Genomic DNA, 20,249 nt, shown 5'->3' on the forward strand with positions numbered 1-20,249 from the left:
CTAACCTGACCACTCAGCCAGGTCCGTACCGTGCGGACCGATACAGAGCGGTGCTGCCGGCAAACCGTGAATATTTGCCGGGCACCGGTGCAGAAGGAGTTGGCAATGCCCTCGCTCGATAGCCTGAACACCCTCAAGCCCCTCAAGGTCGGCGACCAGACCTACCACTACTTCAGCCTCACTGAGGCCGCCCGCCAGCTGGGTGACCTGCAGCGCCTGCCCATGTCGCTGAAAGTGCTGCTGGAAAATCTGCTGCGCTGGGAGGACGGCACAACCGTCACTGGCGACGACTTGCGCGCCATTGCCCAATGGCTTGGCGAACGGCGCTCCGACCGCGAGATCCAGTACCGCCCGGCGCGGGTGCTGATGCAGGACTTCACCGGCGTACCTGCCGTGGTCGACCTGGCGGCCATGCGCGCCGCCATGGCCAAGGCTGGTGGCGACCCACAACGGATCAACCCGCTGTCACCGGTCGACCTGGTGATCGACCACTCGGTAATGGTCGACCGCTACGGCACGCCGCAAGCCTTTGCCGAAAACGTCGACATCGAAATGCAGCGCAATGGTGAGCGCTATGCCTTTCTGCGTTGGGGCCAGAGCGCGTTCGACAATTTCCGCGTAGTACCCCCGGGCACCGGCATTTGCCACCAGGTCAACCTGGAATACCTGGGCCGCACGGTGTGGACCCGTGAGGCTGATGGCCGCACCTATGCCTTCCCCGATACCTTGGTGGGCACAGACTCGCACACCACCATGATCAACGGCCTGGGCGTACTTGGCTGGGGTGTCGGCGGCATCGAAGCGGAAGCGGCCATGCTCGGCCAGCCGGTATCGATGCTGATCCCCGAGGTAATCGGCTTCAAGCTGACCGGCAAGCTGCGAGAGGGCATCACTGCCACTGACCTGGTGCTGACCGTGACGCAGATGCTGCGCAAGAAAGGCGTGGTGGGCAAGTTCGTTGAATTCTATGGCGACGGCCTGGCCGAGCTGCCCCTGGCCGACCGCGCGACCATTGCCAACATGGCACCGGAATACGGCGCCACCTGTGGCTTTTTCCCGGTCGACCAGGTCACCCTGGACTATCTGCGCCTTTCGGGCCGCCCCGAAGCGACCGTGCAGCTGGTGGAGCAGTACTGCAAGGCGCAGGGCATGTGGCGCCTGCCCGGCCATGAACCGTCATTCAGCGACACGCTGGCACTGGACATGGACGAGGTCGAAGCCAGCCTGGCCGGGCCCAAGCGGCCACAGGACCGCGTAGCACTGGGCCAGGTCAGCCAAGCCTTCGACCACTTCATCGAGCTGCAGCCCAAACCGCTGGCCAAAGAAGTTGGCCGCCTGGAAAGCGAGGGCGGCGGCGGTGTGGCGGTGGGCAACGCCGACCAGACCGGCGCGATCGACTACAGCCATCAGGGCCAGACCCACACCCTGCGCGATGGAGCCGTGGTGATTGCCGCGATCACCTCATGCACCAACACGTCCAACCCCAGCGTGATGATGGCTGCCGGGCTGGTGGCGAAAAAAGCACTGGAAAAAGGCCTGCAACGCAAACCCTGGGTCAAGAGCTCGCTGGCGCCGGGCTCCAAGGTGGTCACCGACTACTTCAAGGCAGCCGGGCTCACGTCTTACCTCGACCAGTTGGGTTTTGATCTGGTCGGTTATGGCTGCACCACCTGCATCGGCAACTCCGGCCCGCTGGACGAGGCGATCGAGAAAGCTATTGGCAGCGCCGACCTCACCGTGGCCTCGGTGCTGTCGGGCAACCGCAACTTCGAAGGCCGCGTGCACCCGTTGGTCAAGACCAACTGGCTGGCCTCGCCCCCGCTGGTGGTGGCCTACGCCCTGGCCGGCAGCGTGCGCCTGGACCTGACGCGCGACCCGCTAGGCTCAGGCAAGGACGGCCAACCGGTCTACCTGCGTGATATCTGGCCGAGTCAGCAGGAAATTGCCGAGGCTGTGGCCAAGGTCGATACGGCGATGTTCCACAAGGAATACGCCGAAGTGTTTGCCGGTGATGCGCAGTGGCAGGCCATCGAGGTGCCACAGGCCGCCACTTACGTGTGGAAGGCTGACTCCACCTACATTCAGCACCCACCGTTTTTCGACGGCATCGGCGGGCCGCCACCACAAATTGCCAATATTCACGGCGCACGGGTGCTGGCGCTGTTGGGCGACTCCGTGACCACTGACCACATTTCCCCCGCCGGCAACATCAAGACCGACAGCCCGGCCGGGCGCTACCTACGGGAACAGGGTGTGGAGCCACACGATTTCAACTCCTACGGTTCGCGGCGCGGCAACCATGAAGTGATGATGCGCGGCACCTTCGCCAACATCCGTATCCGCAACGAAATGCTGGCAGGAGAAGAAGGCGGTAACACCTTGCATGTGCCCACTGGCGAGAAGCTGTCGATCTACGACGCAGCCATGCGTTACCAGCAGGAAGGCACCCCGCTGGTGGTGATTGCCGGCCAGGAGTACGGCACCGGTTCGAGCCGCGACTGGGCAGCCAAGGGTACCAACCTGCTGGGGGTCAAGGCCGTGCTGGCGGAAAGCTTCGAGCGTATCCACCGCTCCAACCTGGTGGGCATGGGCGTGTTACCGCTGCAGTTCAAGGCGGGGCACAACCGCAAACAGTTGGGGCTGACCGGCAAGGAGCAGATCGATGTACTGGGGCTGGACGGTGCACATCTCCACCCCGGCATGAGCCTGCCCTTGCGCATTACCCGCGAAGATGGCCAGCAGGAACAGATCGAGGTGCTATGCCGGATTGATACCCTGAACGAGGTGGAGTACTTCAAGGCGGGGGGGATTCTGCATTATGTATTGCGCCAGATGATCGCTGGCTGAGACGGATAGCCTGGCACAGGATTTGTGCCGTTTTCTAAACCGAGCGCCGCGCGGGCGGCGCTTGGTCACATGGGCGCCGGTGCCCCACAGCCGTATGCGTCCAAGTCCCTCGCGACAGGGCTGGCCCTTGGCCACCCATTCGGTCATCATCTGACTCACCCGTCATTGATGGCAATCAATGAACCAAATATCCATTCAATAAAACCAGCGGCTTGCCGATACCTGTCGAAAGCCCTGCGGACTATCACCCATGCGTAACAACCAGCCGATTACCCAGAGAGAACGGACTTTCCCTGCCCAGCAGCGGTTGATCTCCACTACCAACGCCAAGGGTGTGGTGACCTACTGCAACGATGCCTTTATCGAAATCAGTGGTTTCACCCGCGAGGAGCTGACTGGCGCACCGCACAACCTGGTGCGCCACCCCGACGTACCGCCTGCCGTGTTTGCCCATATGTGGCAAACCCTCAAGCAGGGCCAGCCGTGGATGGGTATCGTCAAGAACCGCTGCAAGTCCGGCGACCATTACTGGGTCAACGCCTATGTCACCCCCATCTTCGATAACAACCAGGTCGTTGGCTTCGAGTCGGTGCGAGTCAAGCCCACCGCCGAGCAGATCCGCCGCGCCGAGGCTCTGTACCAGCGCATCAACCAAGGCAAGCCGCCGGTACCGCGCCGCGACAAGTGGCTGCCGGTGCTGCAGGACTGGCTACCGTTCATCCTGATCAGCCAGGTGGGCTTCCTGATTGGCAACTGGCTGGGTCATTCCTGGGGCTTTGCCTTGGCCGCAGGGCTTTCCGTACCACTGGGCCTGCTTGGCCTGAGCTGGCAGCAACGCGGCCTCAAGCGCCTGCTGCGCCTGGCCAAGCAAACCACTTCCGACCCACTGATCGCGCAGATGTACACCGACAGCCGTGGCGTGCAGGCGCGCCTGGAAATGGCCATGCTCAGCCAGGACGCACGCATGAAAACCTGCCTGACACGCCTACAAGACAGTGCCGAGCACCTGAGCGACCAGGCACGGCAGTCCGATGCCTTGGCGCACAAGAGCTCTTCGGGGCTGGAGCGCCAGCGGGTGGAGACCGAACAAGTCGCCGCTGCGGTAAACCAGATGGCTGCCACCACCCAGGAAGTGGCCAACCATGTGCAGCGCACCGCCGATGCCACCCAGGAAGCCAACCGCCTTACCAGCCAGGGCCGGCAGATTGCCGGAGAAACCCGCGAGGCCATCGAACGTCTGTCGGCGGCAGTGGGCGAAACCGGCCAGACAGTTACGCAACTGGCCAAAGACAGCGACGAGATTGGTGGCGTGGTCGACGTGATCAAGGGCATCGCCGACCAGACCAACCTGCTGGCGCTGAACGCAGCCATTGAAGCGGCGCGCGCCGGTGAAATGGGCCGTGGTTTTGCCGTGGTAGCTGATGAAGTACGTCAGTTGGCCCAGCGCACCGCCGAATCCACCGGGCAGATCCACGGCCTGATCGCCAAGCTGCAACAAACCGCCAGCAACGCAGTGCTGACCATGGAAACCGGCCACCGCCAGGCACAGGAAGGCGTTGATCGGGTAATGCAGGCCGACGAGGCGCTGGTAGGCATCAGCGAAGCGGTAGCCAATATCACCGACATGGCTACCCAGATTGCTGCTGCAACCGAGGAGCAGACCGCAGTGGCTGACGAGATCAGCCGCAACATCAGCACCATTGCCGAACTGGCCGACCAGACCGCCGAACAGGCGCAGCACTCGGCACTGCTGAGCGAGGAATTGACCAGCACTGCGGGCAGCCAGTATTCGCTGGTGGAGCGTTTCAACCGCTGAAGCTCACGGCTTGCCGCGCCACCGCTGTGGGTGGGCACCGGCTCTGCCGGTGTTCGCGGGCAAGCCCGCTCCTACAACGGAATGTGCCGAACCACCGCGTATGTAGGAGCGGGTTTACCCGCGAATACGGTAGCGGCGGCAACGGTGAACGACGAGTGGAGATTGGCCAGCAGGCCGGGCCCTTTCGCAGGCAAGCCCGCTTGCTGCGTTACCAGTCCAACCGCAAGCGGCTCTCGAAGTAGCGCTCTTCACCGCTCAGCGGGTCCTCGAAGCGCAGGCTTTGCGCCAGCAGTTTCAGCGGCCGCTGGTAGTCATCCTCTTCATTGAGCAATTGCGGATAGAACGGGTCATTGCTGATTCCTGCACCCAGAGCCGCCATGTGAACACGCAATTGATGGGTCTTGCCGGTCACTGGCGACAGCCCATAGCGCCATTGCTCACCGTTCTTCTCCAGCACCTCGGCCAGCGTTTCACTGTTGGCATCACCCTCCACCTCATGCATGCGGAAAAATGGCTCGCCATGCACCAGGCGGCTTTTGTGCACCAGCGGAAACACATGCTGCGGCATGGCAGCGGCAATGGCCTGGTAACGCTTGTCGATACGCCGCTCGGGGAACAGCCGCTGGTAAGCGCTGCGGCTGTGCGGGTTGGCAGAAAACAGCACAAGCCCGGCGGTGTGCCGGTCAATACGGTGCAACGGCACCAGGTGCGGGTTGTCCAGGCGACGGATCAGGCGGCGCAACAAAGTCTGCTCGACGTATTCACCGGTCGGCGTCACCGGCAGAAAATGCGGTTTATCGGCCACCACCAGGTGCTCGTCCACATGCAGCACCACCTCCTGCACCGGGATCGGCCGTTCGTTCGGCACCTCACGGAAGTAATGCAAACGCATGCCACGCTTGTAAGGCAGGTCGGCGGCAACTGCCTGCCCCTCGGCATCCAGCACCCGGCCACGGGCAAAGCGGTCAAGCCACTGGGCGCGGTCAATAGCCTTGAAGTGATCACACAAGCAATCGAGCACGGTCACCCAGTTACCAGGTGGCAAGCACACCGTACTGGCTTGCTGGCGGGCGGGGTCGAAAGGCGTGGTCATGGCTGGGCTCGGGACATTGATGGCCGCGCATTATCGCCCAAGCCCGTGCCCTCAACCAGCCCGGGCCATCGCCTCGCAGCGCTCCTTCAGCCAGCGCAGTACCTGTACCGGCTCCCAGCGGCCAGGGTCATAGAGGGCATAGAGCAACCCCTGATAGCCCACCACATCCAACCCACGGTGGTAACCGGCCCGCTGGAACAAGGCCTCGATCTCGGCGAAGCAGGTATTGAAGTGGACTTTGCCGAACGGCGTACAGTCGTCGGTTACCAGGCCTTCGAGGCGCAGTTCCAGAACGGCGTCAGCCACCCGTTCCACGGGCATGCGGTTGACGCTGTACTTGAGTTGCTCGACATTGAGCATGGCTTCACCTCGATACTGTATTTATATACAGCATACGAACATCCCCTTGCTGCCGTCAATGCGCTTCATTGCAGCCCCGCCAGGTAGCCGCTGCCTTTGCGCAGGGTCAGCACCTGCCTGCGCGGCGTGCCGCGCGTCACCGACAGATGCACCCATTTGTCGAATTCCAGGATCAACTGATCGAAGGGCACCGCACTTTCGCTGATTCGCCGGACAGTCTCGCGCGGGCTGACCTCGATCACCGTGAAGTCCGCCGCCAGCCCTTGTACGTGCTGGCTGTCGGAGGCGCCACCGATCAACCGGTTGACCCTTTCACTGCGATACCCGCTGCTGATGATGATGGGCGCGTCGAACAATGCACGTACCTGCTCCAGCGCACAGCACAGCAATTGCAGGTTGGCCCTGGCTTCGAGGGGCGGTGCATTATCGAACCCGTCCCGGGCGGCGAGCTGGGAAACGGTCATTTCATCGAAGGTGAAATGTGGAGTGATCAGCATGGCGAGCTATTCCGATGATGGAGAAGGTTACCGGCGACGGTGCGCCTGCAACAGATCATCAGCTCGCTTCACAAATCATGGAGCAGGGTTGCAACTCCTCTGCAGCCATCATTGCCCAAGAAAGGCCACCACTTGTTCGGTATCGAAGGGCCAGTGCAGCTCGGCGCCGTTGTCACAGCGCCGCAGCACCGGAATGATCAGGCCATAACGCTCGAACAAAGGCTCGCTCTCGGCGATGTCGACCAGCTCTACCAGCAGGCCATGATCGACGAGGGGCATCAACACGGCCTCGGCCACTTCGCACAGGTGGCAGCCGAGGGTACCGAACAGTTGACATTCAGGCAGCATGGGGCAGGTCCCGGGTTGGCGTACACAACAGCCTATTCTAGTGTGGTGTTTCACAAATAACGACCATAACTCGCGGCGCTTTTTGCGCTCATGCGGCGTTGTCGCTCCTCGCCGTAGCTGGGCTACGACTCGTCGCGACGCCTTGCCTGAGCGCAACAATCGCTCGCGAGTTATTGGCCGTATTTGCAAAACACCACACTAGGCCCGCCACGCCCACCCTGCACCTGACCTGGCTCAATCCTGGCTGGTAGCACCGATCCGGTGCAGCGACAGGTCCGCGCCCTGGAACTCCTGCTCATGGCTCAAGCGCAGGCCATGCAGCGCACGGATTGCTCCATACACGGCAAAGCCACCGGCCAAAGCCACCAGCACCCCCATCAGGCTGCCCAGCAGCTGGCTGACCAGGCTGACACCGCCCATGCCGCCCAACGCCACCTGGCCGAACACGCCACAGGCGATGCCCCCCCACACGCCACACAGGCCGTGCAATGGCCACACACCCAGGACGTCGTCGATTTTCCAGCGATTTTGCGCTGCGGTGAAAGTCCAGACAAAGAGCGCCCCCGCCACCAGGCCGGTGACCAGCGCTCCAACCGGGTGCATCAGATCGGAACCTGCGCAAATCGCAACCAGCCCGGCCAGCGGACCGTTATGCAGGAAGCCGGGGTCGTTGCGCCCGGCCAGCAACGCTGACAGGGTGCCACCCACCATGGCCATCAGCGAGTTGATCGCCACCAGGCCACTGACACCCTGCAAGGTTTGGGCACTCATGACGTTGAAGCCGAACCAGCCGATGATGAGGATCCACGAGCCCAACGCCAGAAAGGGAATGCTCGACGGCGCGAACGCCACCAAGCGGCCCTCGCGGTAGCGCCCACGGCGCGCGCCCAGCAGCAGCACCGCCGCCAGCGCCAGCCAGCCCCCCATGGCGTGTACCACCACGGACCCGGCAAAGTCATGGAACGGGGCGCCGAAGCGAGCCTGCAGCCAAGCCTGCACGCCCAGGTTGCCGTTCCACACCACACCCTCGAAGAACGGATAGACGAACGCCACGATCAATGCCGTGGCGCACAACTGCGGCACGAATCGCGCCCGCTCGGCGATGCCCCCGGAAATGATCGCCGGAATCGCCGCCGCAAAGGTCAGCAGGAAGAAGCACTTGACCAGTGCATAGCCATGGTCGACAGCCAGCGTCGCTGCCGGCTGGAAGAAGTTGACCCCATAAGCGATCCAGTAGCCTATAAAGAAGTAGACCAGCGCCGAGATGGCAAAGTCGCTGAGGATCTTCGACAAGGCGTTGACCTGGTTCTTGTGGCGCACCGTGCCCACTTCAAGAAACGCAAAGCCGGCATGCATGGCCAGCACCAAGATGGCGCCCATGAGAATGAACAGGGTGTTGGAACCGTGGACCAGAGAGTCCATAGCGCTGTGCATGTTTTCCATGAAATAGGCAGACCTGCTGAAAAAGGCACCAGGACAGTTCAAGAACCTGCATCCCTGCACCGAATCGGTGCCAGCCCCTACCCTGTTCACGTGAGCGGGGTGAAGCCTGCGTGGTTTTTTCTTGGGTTTGTCGTGGATTGGGTTAAGGTTTATCGGTATTCGCTGCGTGAGCGCCCTGAAACGGCGCAAAACCGGTCACAGGCGCTCCGCAACGTGGCAAAAACTTAGCAAGGCCCATACCAGCAGCCGCACTTGAACCTTCCATGCGTGCTGTCACTCGAACTACCAACACTCATCGACAGGGAGAGACCCATGGCCAGCAAATCGGCAAAGAATGCACAAGAGATATTGATGGCTGACTTCCAGGCCTTGGTGCGCGACACCGAGAAGCTGCTGGCCGACACCGCCAACCTGGCCGGCGACCAGGCCGAGGAATTGCGCGAGCAGATTCACGAGCGCCTGGCCCAGGCCCGCGAAACCCTGCAACTGACCCAGGACTCGGTACGTGAACGGGGTCAGGCGGCGCTGGGCAGCGCCGAGCAGTACGTGCAGGAAAACCCGTGGCAGGCGATCGGCATCGCGGCCGGCGTCGGCCTGTTGATCGGTCTGCTGGCCAACCGGCGCTAAGGGGAACCCATGGAGAATGACGCCAACGGCGCCAGCGCTTCGGGCAAGCGCCTGGGTGCGGCCATGCTGGGGCTGCTGCACAGTCACATCGAGCTGTTCGGTATCGAGCTGCAGGAGCAGAAAGGCCGCACTTTGAGCCTGCTGCTGTTCGCCGGCCTGGCGCTGGTGTTCGCCCTGCTGCTGCTGACCGCACTGTCCGGGCTACTGCTGGTGCTGCTGTGGGACAGCTATCGACTGGCCGGTATCATTGGCCTGTGCGTGTTCTATGGCATTGCCGCACTGTACTGTGCCATGCGCCTGAAGGCGGCGGTGTTCGACGAATCATCGCCTTTCGGCGCCACCCTCGAAGAACTTGCCAAGGACAGGGAGCGCCTGTTGCCATGAGCCTGCCAGAACTGCCAAACACGCGTAACCCGCGTGAACTGCGCAAGGCGCTGCTGCGCCTGCGCATGGAGATGCACCGCCAGGAAATCCGCCATGAGTCCGGGCAGTTGCTTGAGCCGCTGCGCCGCGTGCGCGGTATGGGCAGCTCACTACATGAAGGCCTGGGTATCAAGCATGCGCCACTGTGGGGCATCGGCGCCGTGGTGGCGCTGGGCTTTCTCACCGGCAAGGGCGTACGCAGCGGCAACCTGACGCGCCTGGTGCGCTTGGGCAGCACCCTGCTGCCGCTGGTGCGCCTCTACCTGCAAGGCGGCCGCCGCCCCTGACCTGCGCGCGACCCGGCAGCACAATGCCCTTGCTGCGGGGTATGCTGCTGCCTTCAAACTAAAGGAGTACGCGCCTTGGACTGGCACACCTTGCTTACCCGCGAACGGCTGGGCAAAGCCCTGTACAGCGCCGATGAACTCGGGCGCAGCCCCTTCCACAAAGACCATGACCGCATCATTTTCTCCGGTGCCTTTCGCCGCCTCGGCCGCAAGACCCAGGTGCACCCGGTGTCGAGCAACGACCATATCCATACGCGCCTGACTCATTCGCTGGAAGTCAGCTGCGTCGGCCGCTCGCTGGGCATGCGCGTCGGCGAAACCCTGCGCGACAACCTGCCGGACTGGTGCGCCCCCAGTGACCTGGGGATGATCGTGCAGTCAGCCTGCCTGGCCCACGACATCGGCAACCCGCCATTCGGTCACTCCGGCGAGGACGCCATTCGCCATTGGTTCCAGCAGGCCGCCGGGCGTGGCTGGCTGGACGACATGAGCGATGACGAGCGGGCCGACTTTCTAAACTTCGAAGGCAATGCCCAAGGCTTTCGCGTGCTCACCCAACTGGAATACCACCAGTTCGATGGGGGGACGCGGCTGACCTATGCCACCCTCGGCACCTACCTTAAATACCCTTGGAGCGCCCGCCATGCCGACGCCCTGGGTTACAAGAAGCACAAGTTCGGCAGCTATCAGAGCGAACTGCCGCTGCTTGAACAGATCGCCCGCAAGCTCGGCCTGCCGCAGCTGGAACACCAGCGCTGGGCGCGCCACCCGCTGGTGTATCTGATGGAGGCTGCCGATGACATCTGCTACGCGCTGATCGACCTGGAAGACGGCCTGGAAATGGAGCTGCTGCAATACACAGAAGTCGAAGGGCTGTTGCTCGACCTGGTCGGCGATGACCTGCCAGAAACCTACCGCCAGCTCGGCCCAAGCGACTCCCGCCGGCGCAAGCTGGCAATCCTGCGTGGCAAGGCCATCGAACACCTGACCAACGCCGCCGCCCATGCCTTCGTCGAGCAGCAGCAGGCGTTGTTGGCCGGGCAACTGGCGGGCGACCTGGTGGAACACATGCATGGCCCAGCCAAACGCTGCGTACTGCAAGCCAAGGACATGGCACGCAACAAGATCTTCCAGGACAAGCGCAAGACCCTGCACGAAATCGGCGCCTATACCACCCTGGAGATTCTGTTGAACACGTTCTGCGGGGCGGCCCTCGAACAGCACGGTGGACGCACGCCATCGTTCAAGAGTCGCAGGGTGCTGGACCTGATCGGCAACAATGCGCCAGACCCGCATGCCTCGTTGCACAGCGCCTTCCTGCGCATGATCGACTTCATTGCCGGCATGACCGACAGCTATGCCAGCGAAATGGCCCGGGAGATGACCGGGCGCTCCAGCCCGACCTGAACCGCGTCCGTGCAGCGCGGGCTCGGCCTGGCGCTGCACCACGCTTGCAGGAAACTTCCTACATCAACAGGAGCCAGACTAAACGGCACGAATATAAACTAATGAAAAGTTACCAAAATCGCTTTGACATCGAGTTAAGCACACCTAATCCGTAGCCCATTTTGTTTTATCTTGTAAGCCGTTTCCCATATAGGCCTAACAGCCATTCCCCGCACGCCCGACGACTTCCAACTGCGATAAGGTGCCCTCTGTCACCCTCAATCGATCGCAGGGAAATCGAACATGCACTCCATATTTATCGTTGACGACCATCCGGTAATTCGCCTGGCCGTCCGTATGCTGTTGGAAAACCAGAATTACAAGATTGTCGGCGAGTCGGACAACGGCGTAGACGCCATGCAGATGATCCGCGAGAGCAACCCCGACCTGGTCATTCTCGACATCAGCATCCCCAAGCTAGACGGCCTGGAGGTGCTGGCCCGCTTCCAGACCATGGCCCTGCCCTTGAAGGTTCTGGTATTGACTGCACAGTCCCCGGCCTTGTTTGCCGTACGTTGCATGCACTCAGGCGCAGCAGGTTATGTCTGCAAGCAGGAAGACCTGAGTGAACTGCTCAGTGCAATCAAGGCCGTACTGGCCGGTTATAACTATTTCCCCAGCCAGGCAATAAAAAACAACCAGACGACCGACAGTGACCTGCAACTTTTCCGACAGGTCAATGACCGCGAACTGATGGTACTTCAACTCTTCGCCCAAGGCCGCAGCAACAAGGAAATTGCCAAGGGCATGTTCCTCAGCAGCAAGACTGTCAGTACCTACAAGAAGCGCCTGATGCACAAACTGCAAGTCAATACGCTGGTCGACCTGATCGAGATGGCCAAGCGCAACGCGCTGGTCTGAACGTGGTCATGGCCCGAGCCATCAATCGCCTGCTGCTCGCCCTGCTGCTGTTCAGCGGCGCGACACAGGCTGTCCATCGCGAAGCCGCGTCCTTTACGTTGATCGCACGCTCATCGGCCCGACCGGTCCAGCCCGTGCTCACGCCCGAACAACGACAATGGCTCGAAGGCCGCCAGGAACTGGTGCTGGGTACGTCGGCACCCGACTATCCGCCGTTCGACATCACCGGTGGCGGCAACGACTACCAGGGCCTGACTGCCGAATATGCAAGCCTGATCGGCAAGGCCTTGCAGTTGCCGGTGAGGGTACTGCGTTTCTCCAGCCGGCAGGCGGCGGTAGAGGCGCTCAGGCACGGCGATATCGACCTGCTGGGCAGCGCCAATGGCTACGAAGCGGCCAGTGACGGCCTGGCACTGTCGCAGCCCTATGCCGTCGATCAACCCGTACTGGTAACGCGTGAAGACGAAAACCGGGCGCTGGACATGGACCTTGCCGGCATGCGCCTGAGCATGCTTTACCACTATTTGCCCAGACAGGAAGTCCTCAGCGCCTACCCCAAGGCCGAGCTGCTGGCCTTCAGTTCTTCCAGCCAGGCATTGAATGCCGTCGCGTTCGGCCAGGCCGACGTGTTCATCGGCGACACCATCTCCACGCACTACCAGCTCAACCGCGGCCATCTGCCCGGCCTGCGCATGGCCAACTTCGGCAAACACGAGGCCATCGGCTTCAGCTTTGCGTTGCGTCAGCAAGATACCTTGCTGCTGGACCTGGTGAACACCATCCTGGACAGGCAGAGCCCGGCCATACGCTCCAGTATCTTCAAACGCTGGAGCGCTGGCAGCGACCTGCTGCTGAGCGATCGCCAACTGCAGTTGAGCGAGGCCGAGCAGCAGTGGCTGCAGAAGCACCCGGTGATGCGCGTGGCGGCAGATGACGCGGCTGCACCACTGTCCTATTTCGATGATTCGGGGCATTTCCGAGGCATCACCGCCGACCTGCTGGAGCTCATTCGCCTGCGCACCGGGTTGCGTTTCGAAGTGCAGCGCGCCAGTGGCCTTGCCGACATGGTCGCTCGCCTCAAGGATGGCCGGGCTGATGTCATCGCCGCACTGGCCAGCGCCGGGAAAGCAGGGGACGACCTGCAAATCAGCCGCCCTTACCTCGAAAGCGCCTATGTGCTGGTAAACCGCAAGGGCAACAACACACTTAGCTCACTGGAGCAGTTGCAGGGGCACCGCATCGCCATTACCCGCTACAGCACCCTGAACGCCATGCTGTCCCGGGACTACCCCAAAATAAGCTGGGTCGAAACCGAAAGCGCGTTCTACTCCATGGCGTTGCTCAACAGTGGGGCCGTCGACGCGGTGATCACCACCCTGATCGACGCCAACCACGCCTTGGCCAGCAACCCTGAACTGGTCATCCGCACCTCGGTCGGCAGCGAACCCGCCAACTTCGCCATGGCCACCACTGGCCCGTCACAGGCGCTGCTGTCTATCCTCGACAAGGCTTTGCTGAGCATCTCACCGGAGGAGCTGGGGGTAATCAACAACCGCTGGCGCGGCTTTGGCAGGCATGAGGACGACAACGCCAAAGGCTACAGCCGCCTTGCCCTGCAGGTAGTGCTGGCCACCGCCGTGCTTCTGTTGCTGGCCTTGCTCTGGAATGCCCGCCTGCGCCTGCAAATTCGCCAGCGCCAGCACGCCGAACGCGCGCTGAATGACCAGCTGGCATTCATGCGCGCCCTGCTCAATGGTACACCCCACCCCATGTATGTGCGTGACCGCGAGGGTTGCCTGAAAAGCTGCAACTACAGCTACCTTGAAGCCGTGCAGGCCCGCTCCGACCAGGTGATCGGCAAAAAACTGAACGACAGCCTGTTTGCCGATTCCGAGCAAGCTCTGCAGATCCAGGCTGATTATCAGAAAGTCATGGCTGCGGGCTCGCCGCTGATCAAGGACCGTCCATTACGGATCAAGGGCCGGGACCTGACCATCTACCACTGGATCTTGCCGTACCGCGACTCCCTGGGTGAGGTGCAGGGGATCATCGGCGGCTGGATCGACATCAGCGAACGCCGCCAACTGGTCATGGAGCTGCGCCAGGCCAAGCAGCAGGCCGACGATGCCAACCGCGCCAAGAGCACGTTCCTGGCGACCATCAGCCACGAAATCCGCACCCCGATGAACGCCGTGATCGGCATGCTGGAACTGGCGGTCAAGCGCGCCGACCAGGGCCGGGTGGACCGCAGCGCGCTGGAACTGGCGCACCATTCGGCCAAAGACCTGCTAGGCCTGATCGGTGACATTCTGGACATCGTACGCATCGAGTCCGGGCACTTGTCCCTGGCCCCGGAGGTGGTCGACCTGGCGGCGCTGGTCGAATCGGTGGGGCGCATGTTCGATGGCCAGGCGCGGCAGAAAGGCCTGGCCCTGGAGGTGCAGATCGCTCCGGCCGCACGCTGCCATGTCCTGCTTGACCCGCTGCGCTTCAAGCAGGTGCTCTCCAACCTGGTGAGCAACGCCATCAAGTTCACCGAGCACGGTCAGGTACGCATCTGCGTCGCCCTGCTGGATGACGGTACCAGCACACCAGCGGTACTGGAGCTGGAGGTGCGCGACAGTGGCATCGGCATCCACCCCGACGACCTGCAGCGCCTGTTCAACCCGTTTATCCAGGCCAACCCGCACAGCCAGGGCGCCCGCGCAGGTACCGGGCTGGGCCTGGCCATCTGCCGCAACCTGTGCGAAATGATGGGCGGCAGCCTGTCCATGAAGAGCCTGGAGGATGTCGGTACCCAGGTGCGCCTGAAAATGCCGTTGCAACGGGTTGATGCCGCAGCGCAGCCGACACCTTTGCCCGAGCAGCTCGACGTGCCCGACCCACGGCTGAACGTGCTGGTCATTGATGACCACCCGGCCAACCTGCAACTGATGGCGCAACAACTTGGCTACCTGGGCCTGGAACACGCCAGCGCCCGCGATGGGCGGGAGGGCCTGGCCGCCTGGCGGGCAGGCGACTTCGATGTACTGGTACTCGACTGCAACATGCCGCACATGAACGGTTACCAGTTGGCGACTGCCGTGCGCGCCGAAGAACGCCATACCAGGCGGCCACGCTGCACCATACTCGGCTATACCGCCAACGCACAGCCGGAGGTACGCCGCAAATGCCTGAACGCCGGCATGGACGACTGCCTGCTCAAGCCCATCAGCCTGAGCACCCTCAGCCAGCGCCTGGCTGGCATTTGCCCGCGCCGCCAGCAACGCCCCCGACGCAAGCTGTATCAACTGGACGGCCTGGCCGCCGTGGTCGGGCCTGACCCGGTCGACCGCCAGCGCTTCCTGGAGGCCTTGCAACAGAGCCTTCAGGTCGACCTGGCCAGCCTGATGGCGCTGCACCCGCAGCTTGATAGCCGCGCCATTGCCGAGCAGGCCCACAAGGTGCTCAGCGCAGCGCGCATGCTGGAAGCCCCTGACTTGATGGCGGCCTGTGAAGCCCTCGAGGCCAGCGGTTTGACCACTGCCCAGGTGCGCCTGCGGCGCCAGGCACTGGCACGACATATGCGCCGAGTGGACCGTGCACTGGCCAGGGAATTGACCACAAGCACAGTTACTCAGGCAGGCAGCCAGGCGTGTTAACTGGTAGACTGCGCGGCGTTATTACCTAAGAGGATTGTTTCATGGCCACAAACCGCTCCCGTCGTCTGCGCAAGAAGCTGTGTGTCGACGAGTTTCAGGAATTGGGCTTCGAGCTGAACCTGGAATTCAAGGAAGATCTGGATGACCAGGCAATCGATGCTTTCCTCGACGCGTTCCTGGAAGAAGCCATGGACGCCAACGGCCTGGATTATGTAGGCGGTGACGATTTCGGCCTGGTGTGCTCGGTCAAACGCGGCTCGGTCAGCGAAGAACAGCGCGCTGCTGTTGAAGCCTGGCTCAAAGGCCGTGGCGAACTGACCAAGATCGAAGTCAGCCCGCTGCTGGACGCCTGGTACCCGGAAAAGCCGATCAACAAGGCTGAGTGATACTTGTCAGCTTCGGGCTGAAAAGGTTCATTGCTGAAAAGGCCACCCCACTCGGGTGGCCTTTTTTATTGGCGTTGCTTTTCCGTCGAACGTGACGCATCGCGGCTGCGCTTGGGGCATAATGCGTACTGTTTACGTCGTGGGGCCATCATCTCTTACAGCCCCAAAGCCCTTTTCCCTCGCCGCAGGGTATTCGCTCACTATGATCAAAACGCTTCGACCCCTCATTCTTGCCGGCCTGCTGTTGCCGCTTGCCTTGCCCAGCCACGCCGCCGTCAATACCACCCTGCCTGCCAAAGTGCAGAAGGCGCTCAAGGCCAACAAGCTGCAGGACACAGCGCTGTCGCTGGTGATGCTGCCGCTGGACGGCCCCGGCACCCCGACCGTGTTCAATGCCGATGTGTCGGTGAACCCGGCGTCGACCATGAAACTGGTCACCACCTACGCCGCCCTCGAACTGCTTGGCCCGACCTTCCAGTGGAAAACCGAGTTCTACACTGACGGCACCCTGAGCAACGGCGTGCTTAACGGTAACCTCTACCTTAAAGGTGGCGGTGACCCCAAACTGAACATGGAAAAGCTGTGGCTGCTGATGCGTGACCTGCGCGCCAATGGCGTGCGCACCGTCACCGGTGACCTGGTGCTGGACCGCAGCCACTTCGTGCAACCCAACCTGCCGCAGTTCAACGATGACGGCGGCGATGAAAACAAGCCGTTCCTGGTCAAGCCCGACTCACTGCTGGTCAACCTCAAGGCCCTGCGCTTCGTGGCCCGTAATGATGGTGGCAAGGTCACCGTCGCAGTCGAGCCGCCGATTGCCCGCATCCGCATCGACAACCAGGTCAAGCCGGTAGCCTCGAAGAAATGCACCGGTGATGTACGCTACAACCCGGTGCCTCAGGCCGACGGCATCAGTGTAACGGTCAGCGGCCAACTGGGTGACGGCTGCAACTCGCAAACCTATCTGTCGCTGCTCGACCACCCAACCTACGCCGCCGGTGCCGTACGCGCCATCTGGAGCGAACTGGGCGGCAACATCCAGGGTGGCGACCGCATCGAGAATGTGCCCAAGAGCGCTCGCCTGCTGGCCCGCGCCTTCTCGCCCGACCTGGTGGAAGTGATCCGCGACATCAACAAGTACAGCAACAACACCATGGCCCAGCAGCTGTTCCTGAGCCTTGGCGCGCAGTTCCGCACCGATGCCGACGGTGACGACGCCCGTGCTGCCCAGCGCGTGGTACGCCAATGGCTGGCGAAAAAGGGTATTACCGCGCCGCACCTGGTGATGGAAAACGGCTCTGGCCTGTCGCGTGCCGAACGGGTCAGTACCCGGGAAATGGCCGAGATGCTCAAAGCCGCCTGGAAGAGCCCTTACGCCGCCGAGTTCATGAGCTCGATGCCGCTGGTGGGCATGGACGGCACCATGCGCAAGCGTCTCAAGCGCACCGCGATGACCGGTGAAGGGCACATCAAGACCGGCACACTGAACACTGTACGGGCGATTGCCGGCTTCAGCCGCGACAGCAACGGCCATACCTGGGCGGTGGCGGCGATCCTCAACGACCCCAAACCGTGGGGTGCCTCGCAGGTGCTGGACCAGGTGCTGCTTGACCTGTATCGCCAGCCGAAGCTGGCTGGCAGCACAGCGGCCAACTGACTCCACCTGCCATCACCCGGGCCGGCTCCCGCGCTCGACGCAGGCGCGGCCTTGGGTCGAGCAAGGGCCGCAAAGCGGCCCCTACGCCGACCGCGCGCGCGGTTTTATAGCGGCTCCCCCTCCACCCGGTCCCGCCCGGCCTGCTTGGCCGCATACACGCCGGCATCGGCGCGCAACAGCAAGGCATCGGCGCCCTCGCCCGACCGCCACTGCGCCACACCAAAGCTCGCGGTCACCTGGCCCACGCCTTCCACCGGCACATTGCGCACCCCTTGCCACAACTCCAGCGCCAACAGCCGCGCCTGGTCGACATCGCTGCCCGGGCATAGCACCATGAACTCTTCCCCGCCCAAACGGCAGAACACATCGGTACGCCTTAAACGCTGACTGATGCGCTGGCACAGGCTGCGCAGCACCCGGTCGCCGACGGCATGGCCGAAGCGGTCGTTGATGCGCTTGAAGTGATCAATATCGAGCATGATCACCGACAGTGCCAAACCATCGCGCTGGGCCCGTTCCAGTTCGATCTTGAGCCGCTCCTGGAAGTAGCGACGGTTATGGATACCGGTCAGCGAGTCGGTGACCGACAGCGCCCGCAACTCTTCTTCCACGCCCTTCAGGTCGGAGATGTCCGTCAGGTAGCCATGCCACAGGGTACAGCCCTGCTCGCCCACTTCCGGCGTCGCCTCGCCACGCACCCAGCGCAGCCCGGCCCGTGGCAGGCAGACCCGATACTCCTCGCGCCAGGGTGACAGGTGTTCGGCCGAATAGCGCACCGAGCGGCGCACGCGCTCCAGGTCATCAGGGTGGATACGCTCGAACACCGCCGCGGCATCCTCACGCAACTGCAGCAGGTCGACCTCATAGATGTCATACAGGCCCATGCTGGCGTATGGAAAGCACGAATGGCCGTTGGCATCCAACCGATATTGGTAGATGCCGCCCGGCACTTCGGCGCTGAGCTTTTCCAGCAACCGGTCACGCGCTGCCAACGCCTCATGCACCCGGCGCCGCTCGGTAACGTCAATGCAGATGGCCAGGTAGCCAACCCACAACCCCTGTTCGTCGAGCATGGCAGTCACCAGCATGTTGGCGACCAACTGGCTGCCATCGGCTCGTAGCAAGGTCCACTCACCAGGCTCGGCCCCGTGCGCCTGCACCGTTTCCGCGAACATCGCCTGGCCGCCAGCAATGGCGCGGCCAAAGCGCAAGCTCAAGGCCTGGGCACGCAGGTTCAGTTCCTCCGGCAGTACCAGGTCGTCAAGGCGCAACCGGCCGATCGCTTCGCTGGCTGCGTAACCGAGCATGCGTTCGGCGCCGGCGTTGAACGTGCTGACCACCCCTTTGAGGTTGGTGGCGATGATCGCCACCTGGGTCGCGGCGTCCAGCACACTGCGCAGTTGGTTGTGGGTGCCACGCAACGACTGCTCGCTGACCTGCAGTTCGGCTGTACGCTGTGCAACCAGGGCCAGGGCGCGCTGACGCTGGCTTAACAGGCTGTAGAGCAGCACGCTGAGCAACAGGCTCAACAACCCGCCCAGCAAACCGACCGCCAGCACTGCCGAGGTGCGGTTCGCCTGCACGAACGCCTGGCTCGGTTGAATATTCAGCTGGAAATGGTGATCGGCCAGGCGCAACACCGGGTTGCTGGCCAGCGCCAGGGGCGCGACTGGATTTTGTGAATCGAACATCAGGACAGGGCCTTGTAACCCAGACGGGTCCGTGATGTGCACCACAAGGTTGTCATCGGCCGCTACCGGCCGCCCCTCGCTGACCAGCTCGCGCATGCTCAGCAAGGCCATCACATAGCCCGCGGCCGCACCACGGGGGTCGGCATCGGAAAATACCGGTGCCACCATCAGCAGGCCGGGCTCTGCCGAGTGGGTATCGAACAGGGTCAATGGCTCGGACACCGCCATGCTGCCCGGCCCCAGCGCCCGCGCCAGGGCTGCCTGGGGCCCGCTTTGACCCGCGAGGTCCAGGCCATAAGGCAACCCGGGCCGATCGCCCGACTGGGTATAGAGCACCGGGAAGTAATGGTCGCGCTGCGACGCCGGGCGCCACTGGCCTTGCGCATCCAGGTCACGAATCACATAGCCTGGGCCGGTATGGGCACTGGCCAGGCGCTCGAATTCGGCGCGTTGCCCAGCCTCGACGCGCGGCGCCCAGGCATAGGCCAGGGTGCGTTGCAGCAGTGGCCGGGCATAGCCGTCGAATTCGCGCAGGGTGATTTCGCTGGAAAAGCTGAAAAACCGTCGCAGCCCGTCCAGGCGCTGCTGCTGCTCGTCAAAGCGCTCGGCAATACGGCTGAAGCGCTCGCTGGCCAGCAGCTCGAAGCGCTGGCGCAGCTGCTGCTTGTAGAAGGTGTGCGCGGCAAATGCCAGGGCAGCGGTCAACAAGCCGCCGGCCACCAGTGCGATCAGCGCCATCGCCCAGGCAGACACCCTCTCTGTGCACAAGCCAAGTAACCGCGCACGCACGCCACCCTTTGACATACACCCATCTCGTCACGTCAGC

At 62.7% G+C, this 20,249-nt stretch carries 16 protein-coding genes; 10 read left to right on the forward strand and 6 right to left on the reverse strand.

The genetic code is table 11. The features are described 5' to 3' along the window. Window positions 1–105 precede the first annotated feature (105 nt). Together acnA and aer are read left to right on the forward strand one after the other, a co-directional pair. Window positions 106–2,847, forward strand: a complete 2,742-nt coding sequence (acnA, locus tag AC3B5Q_RS17850; RefSeq protein WP_021785447.1) for an aconitate hydratase AcnA — start codon at window positions 106–108, stop codon at window positions 2,845–2,847. 250 nt (window positions 2,848–3,097) lie between these two features. Continuing rightward, window positions 3,098–4,663, forward strand: a complete 1,566-nt coding sequence (gene aer / locus AC3B5Q_RS17855; protein ID WP_488392695.1) for a methyl-accepting chemotaxis protein Aer — start codon at window positions 3,098–3,100, stop codon at window positions 4,661–4,663. A gap of 208 nt (window positions 4,664–4,871) precedes the next feature. Here the strand turns inward: aer and AC3B5Q_RS17860 are convergent, their stop codons facing one another. The 5 genes from AC3B5Q_RS17860 to AC3B5Q_RS17880 all read right to left on the reverse strand — a co-directional run bounded on the left by AC3B5Q_RS17860 (window position 4,872) and on the right by AC3B5Q_RS17880 (window position 8,404). Further along, a complete protein-coding gene (locus AC3B5Q_RS17860) occupies window positions 4,872–5,756 on the reverse strand; it encodes a pseudouridine synthase (RefSeq protein ID WP_021785449.1) in 885 nt (294 codons plus the stop codon). Between the two features lie 51 nt (window positions 5,757–5,807). Further along, entirely contained in the window at window positions 5,808–6,116 is a 309-nt protein-coding gene (locus AC3B5Q_RS17865) for a hypothetical protein (RefSeq protein ID WP_021785450.1), read from the reverse strand. Between the two features lie 65 nt (window positions 6,117–6,181). After that, window positions 6,182–6,613 (reverse strand): D-Ala-D-Ala carboxypeptidase family metallohydrolase, encoded by a 432-nt coding sequence (locus tag AC3B5Q_RS17870; protein WP_021785451.1) that lies wholly within the window; start codon window positions 6,611–6,613, stop codon window positions 6,182–6,184. A 108-nt stretch (window positions 6,614–6,721) separates the two neighbouring features. After that, window positions 6,722–6,961 carry a glutaredoxin family protein gene (locus AC3B5Q_RS17875; RefSeq protein ID WP_010953106.1) on the reverse strand — a complete coding sequence of 80 codons (240 nt, stop codon included), beginning with the start codon at window positions 6,959–6,961 and terminating at the stop codon, window positions 6,722–6,724. A 234-nt stretch (window positions 6,962–7,195) separates the two neighbouring features. Then, a complete protein-coding gene (locus AC3B5Q_RS17880; protein WP_021785452.1) occupies window positions 7,196–8,404 on the reverse strand; it encodes an ammonium transporter in 1,209 nt (402 codons plus the stop codon). Window positions 8,405–8,716: 312 nt separating this feature from the next. On the opposite strand from AC3B5Q_RS17880, the gene AC3B5Q_RS17885 reads away from it, so the two are divergent. The 8 genes from AC3B5Q_RS17885 to dacB all read left to right on the forward strand — a co-directional run bounded on the left by AC3B5Q_RS17885 (window position 8,717) and on the right by dacB (window position 17,732). After that, window positions 8,717–9,031 carry an ElaB/YgaM/YqjD family protein gene (locus tag AC3B5Q_RS17885; protein WP_488392696.1) on the forward strand — a complete coding sequence of 105 codons (315 nt, stop codon included), beginning with the start codon at window positions 8,717–8,719 and terminating at the stop codon, window positions 9,029–9,031. A gap of 9 nt (window positions 9,032–9,040) precedes the next feature. Then, window positions 9,041–9,415, forward strand: coding sequence for a phage holin family protein (locus tag AC3B5Q_RS17890; RefSeq protein WP_392514752.1), 375 nt, complete (start codon window positions 9,041–9,043; stop codon window positions 9,413–9,415). After that, on the forward strand, window positions 9,412–9,741 hold the full coding sequence (locus AC3B5Q_RS17895; protein ID WP_003248704.1) for a hypothetical protein: 330 nt from the start codon (window positions 9,412–9,414) through the stop codon (window positions 9,739–9,741). The genes AC3B5Q_RS17890 and AC3B5Q_RS17895 overlap by 4 nt, the downstream gene beginning before the upstream one ends. Before the next feature lie 75 nt (window positions 9,742–9,816). Further along, window positions 9,817–11,148, forward strand: a complete 1,332-nt coding sequence (locus tag AC3B5Q_RS17900; RefSeq protein WP_021785455.1) for a deoxyguanosinetriphosphate triphosphohydrolase — start codon at window positions 9,817–9,819, stop codon at window positions 11,146–11,148. A gap of 282 nt (window positions 11,149–11,430) precedes the next feature. Then, a complete protein-coding gene (locus tag AC3B5Q_RS17905; RefSeq protein WP_021785456.1) occupies window positions 11,431–12,048 on the forward strand; it encodes a response regulator transcription factor in 618 nt (205 codons plus the stop codon). A gap of 8 nt (window positions 12,049–12,056) precedes the next feature. Then, complete coding sequence (locus tag AC3B5Q_RS17910) at window positions 12,057–15,689, forward strand: ATP-binding protein (protein WP_021785457.1); 3,633 nt, start codon at window positions 12,057–12,059, stop codon at window positions 15,687–15,689. Between the two features lie 41 nt (window positions 15,690–15,730). Then, entirely contained in the window at window positions 15,731–16,075 is a 345-nt protein-coding gene (locus tag AC3B5Q_RS17915; RefSeq protein ID WP_021785458.1) for a YggL family protein, read from the forward strand. 202 nt (window positions 16,076–16,277) lie between these two features. Beyond that, the gene (gene dacB / locus AC3B5Q_RS17920) at window positions 16,278–17,732 is read left to right on the forward strand and encodes a D-alanyl-D-alanine carboxypeptidase/D-alanyl-D-alanine endopeptidase (RefSeq protein WP_274118785.1); all 1,455 of its coding nucleotides are present in this window, start codon (window positions 16,278–16,280) and stop codon (window positions 17,730–17,732) included. A gap of 104 nt (window positions 17,733–17,836) precedes the next feature. On the opposite strand, the gene AC3B5Q_RS17925 is transcribed toward dacB, so the two are convergent. Beyond that, a complete protein-coding gene (locus AC3B5Q_RS17925) occupies window positions 17,837–20,227 on the reverse strand; it encodes a sensor domain-containing diguanylate cyclase (RefSeq protein WP_274118784.1) in 2,391 nt (796 codons plus the stop codon). Between the last annotated feature and the right edge of the window lie 22 nt (window positions 20,228–20,249).

It is taken from the genome of Pseudomonas sp. D5(2026) (assembly GCF_057766845.1).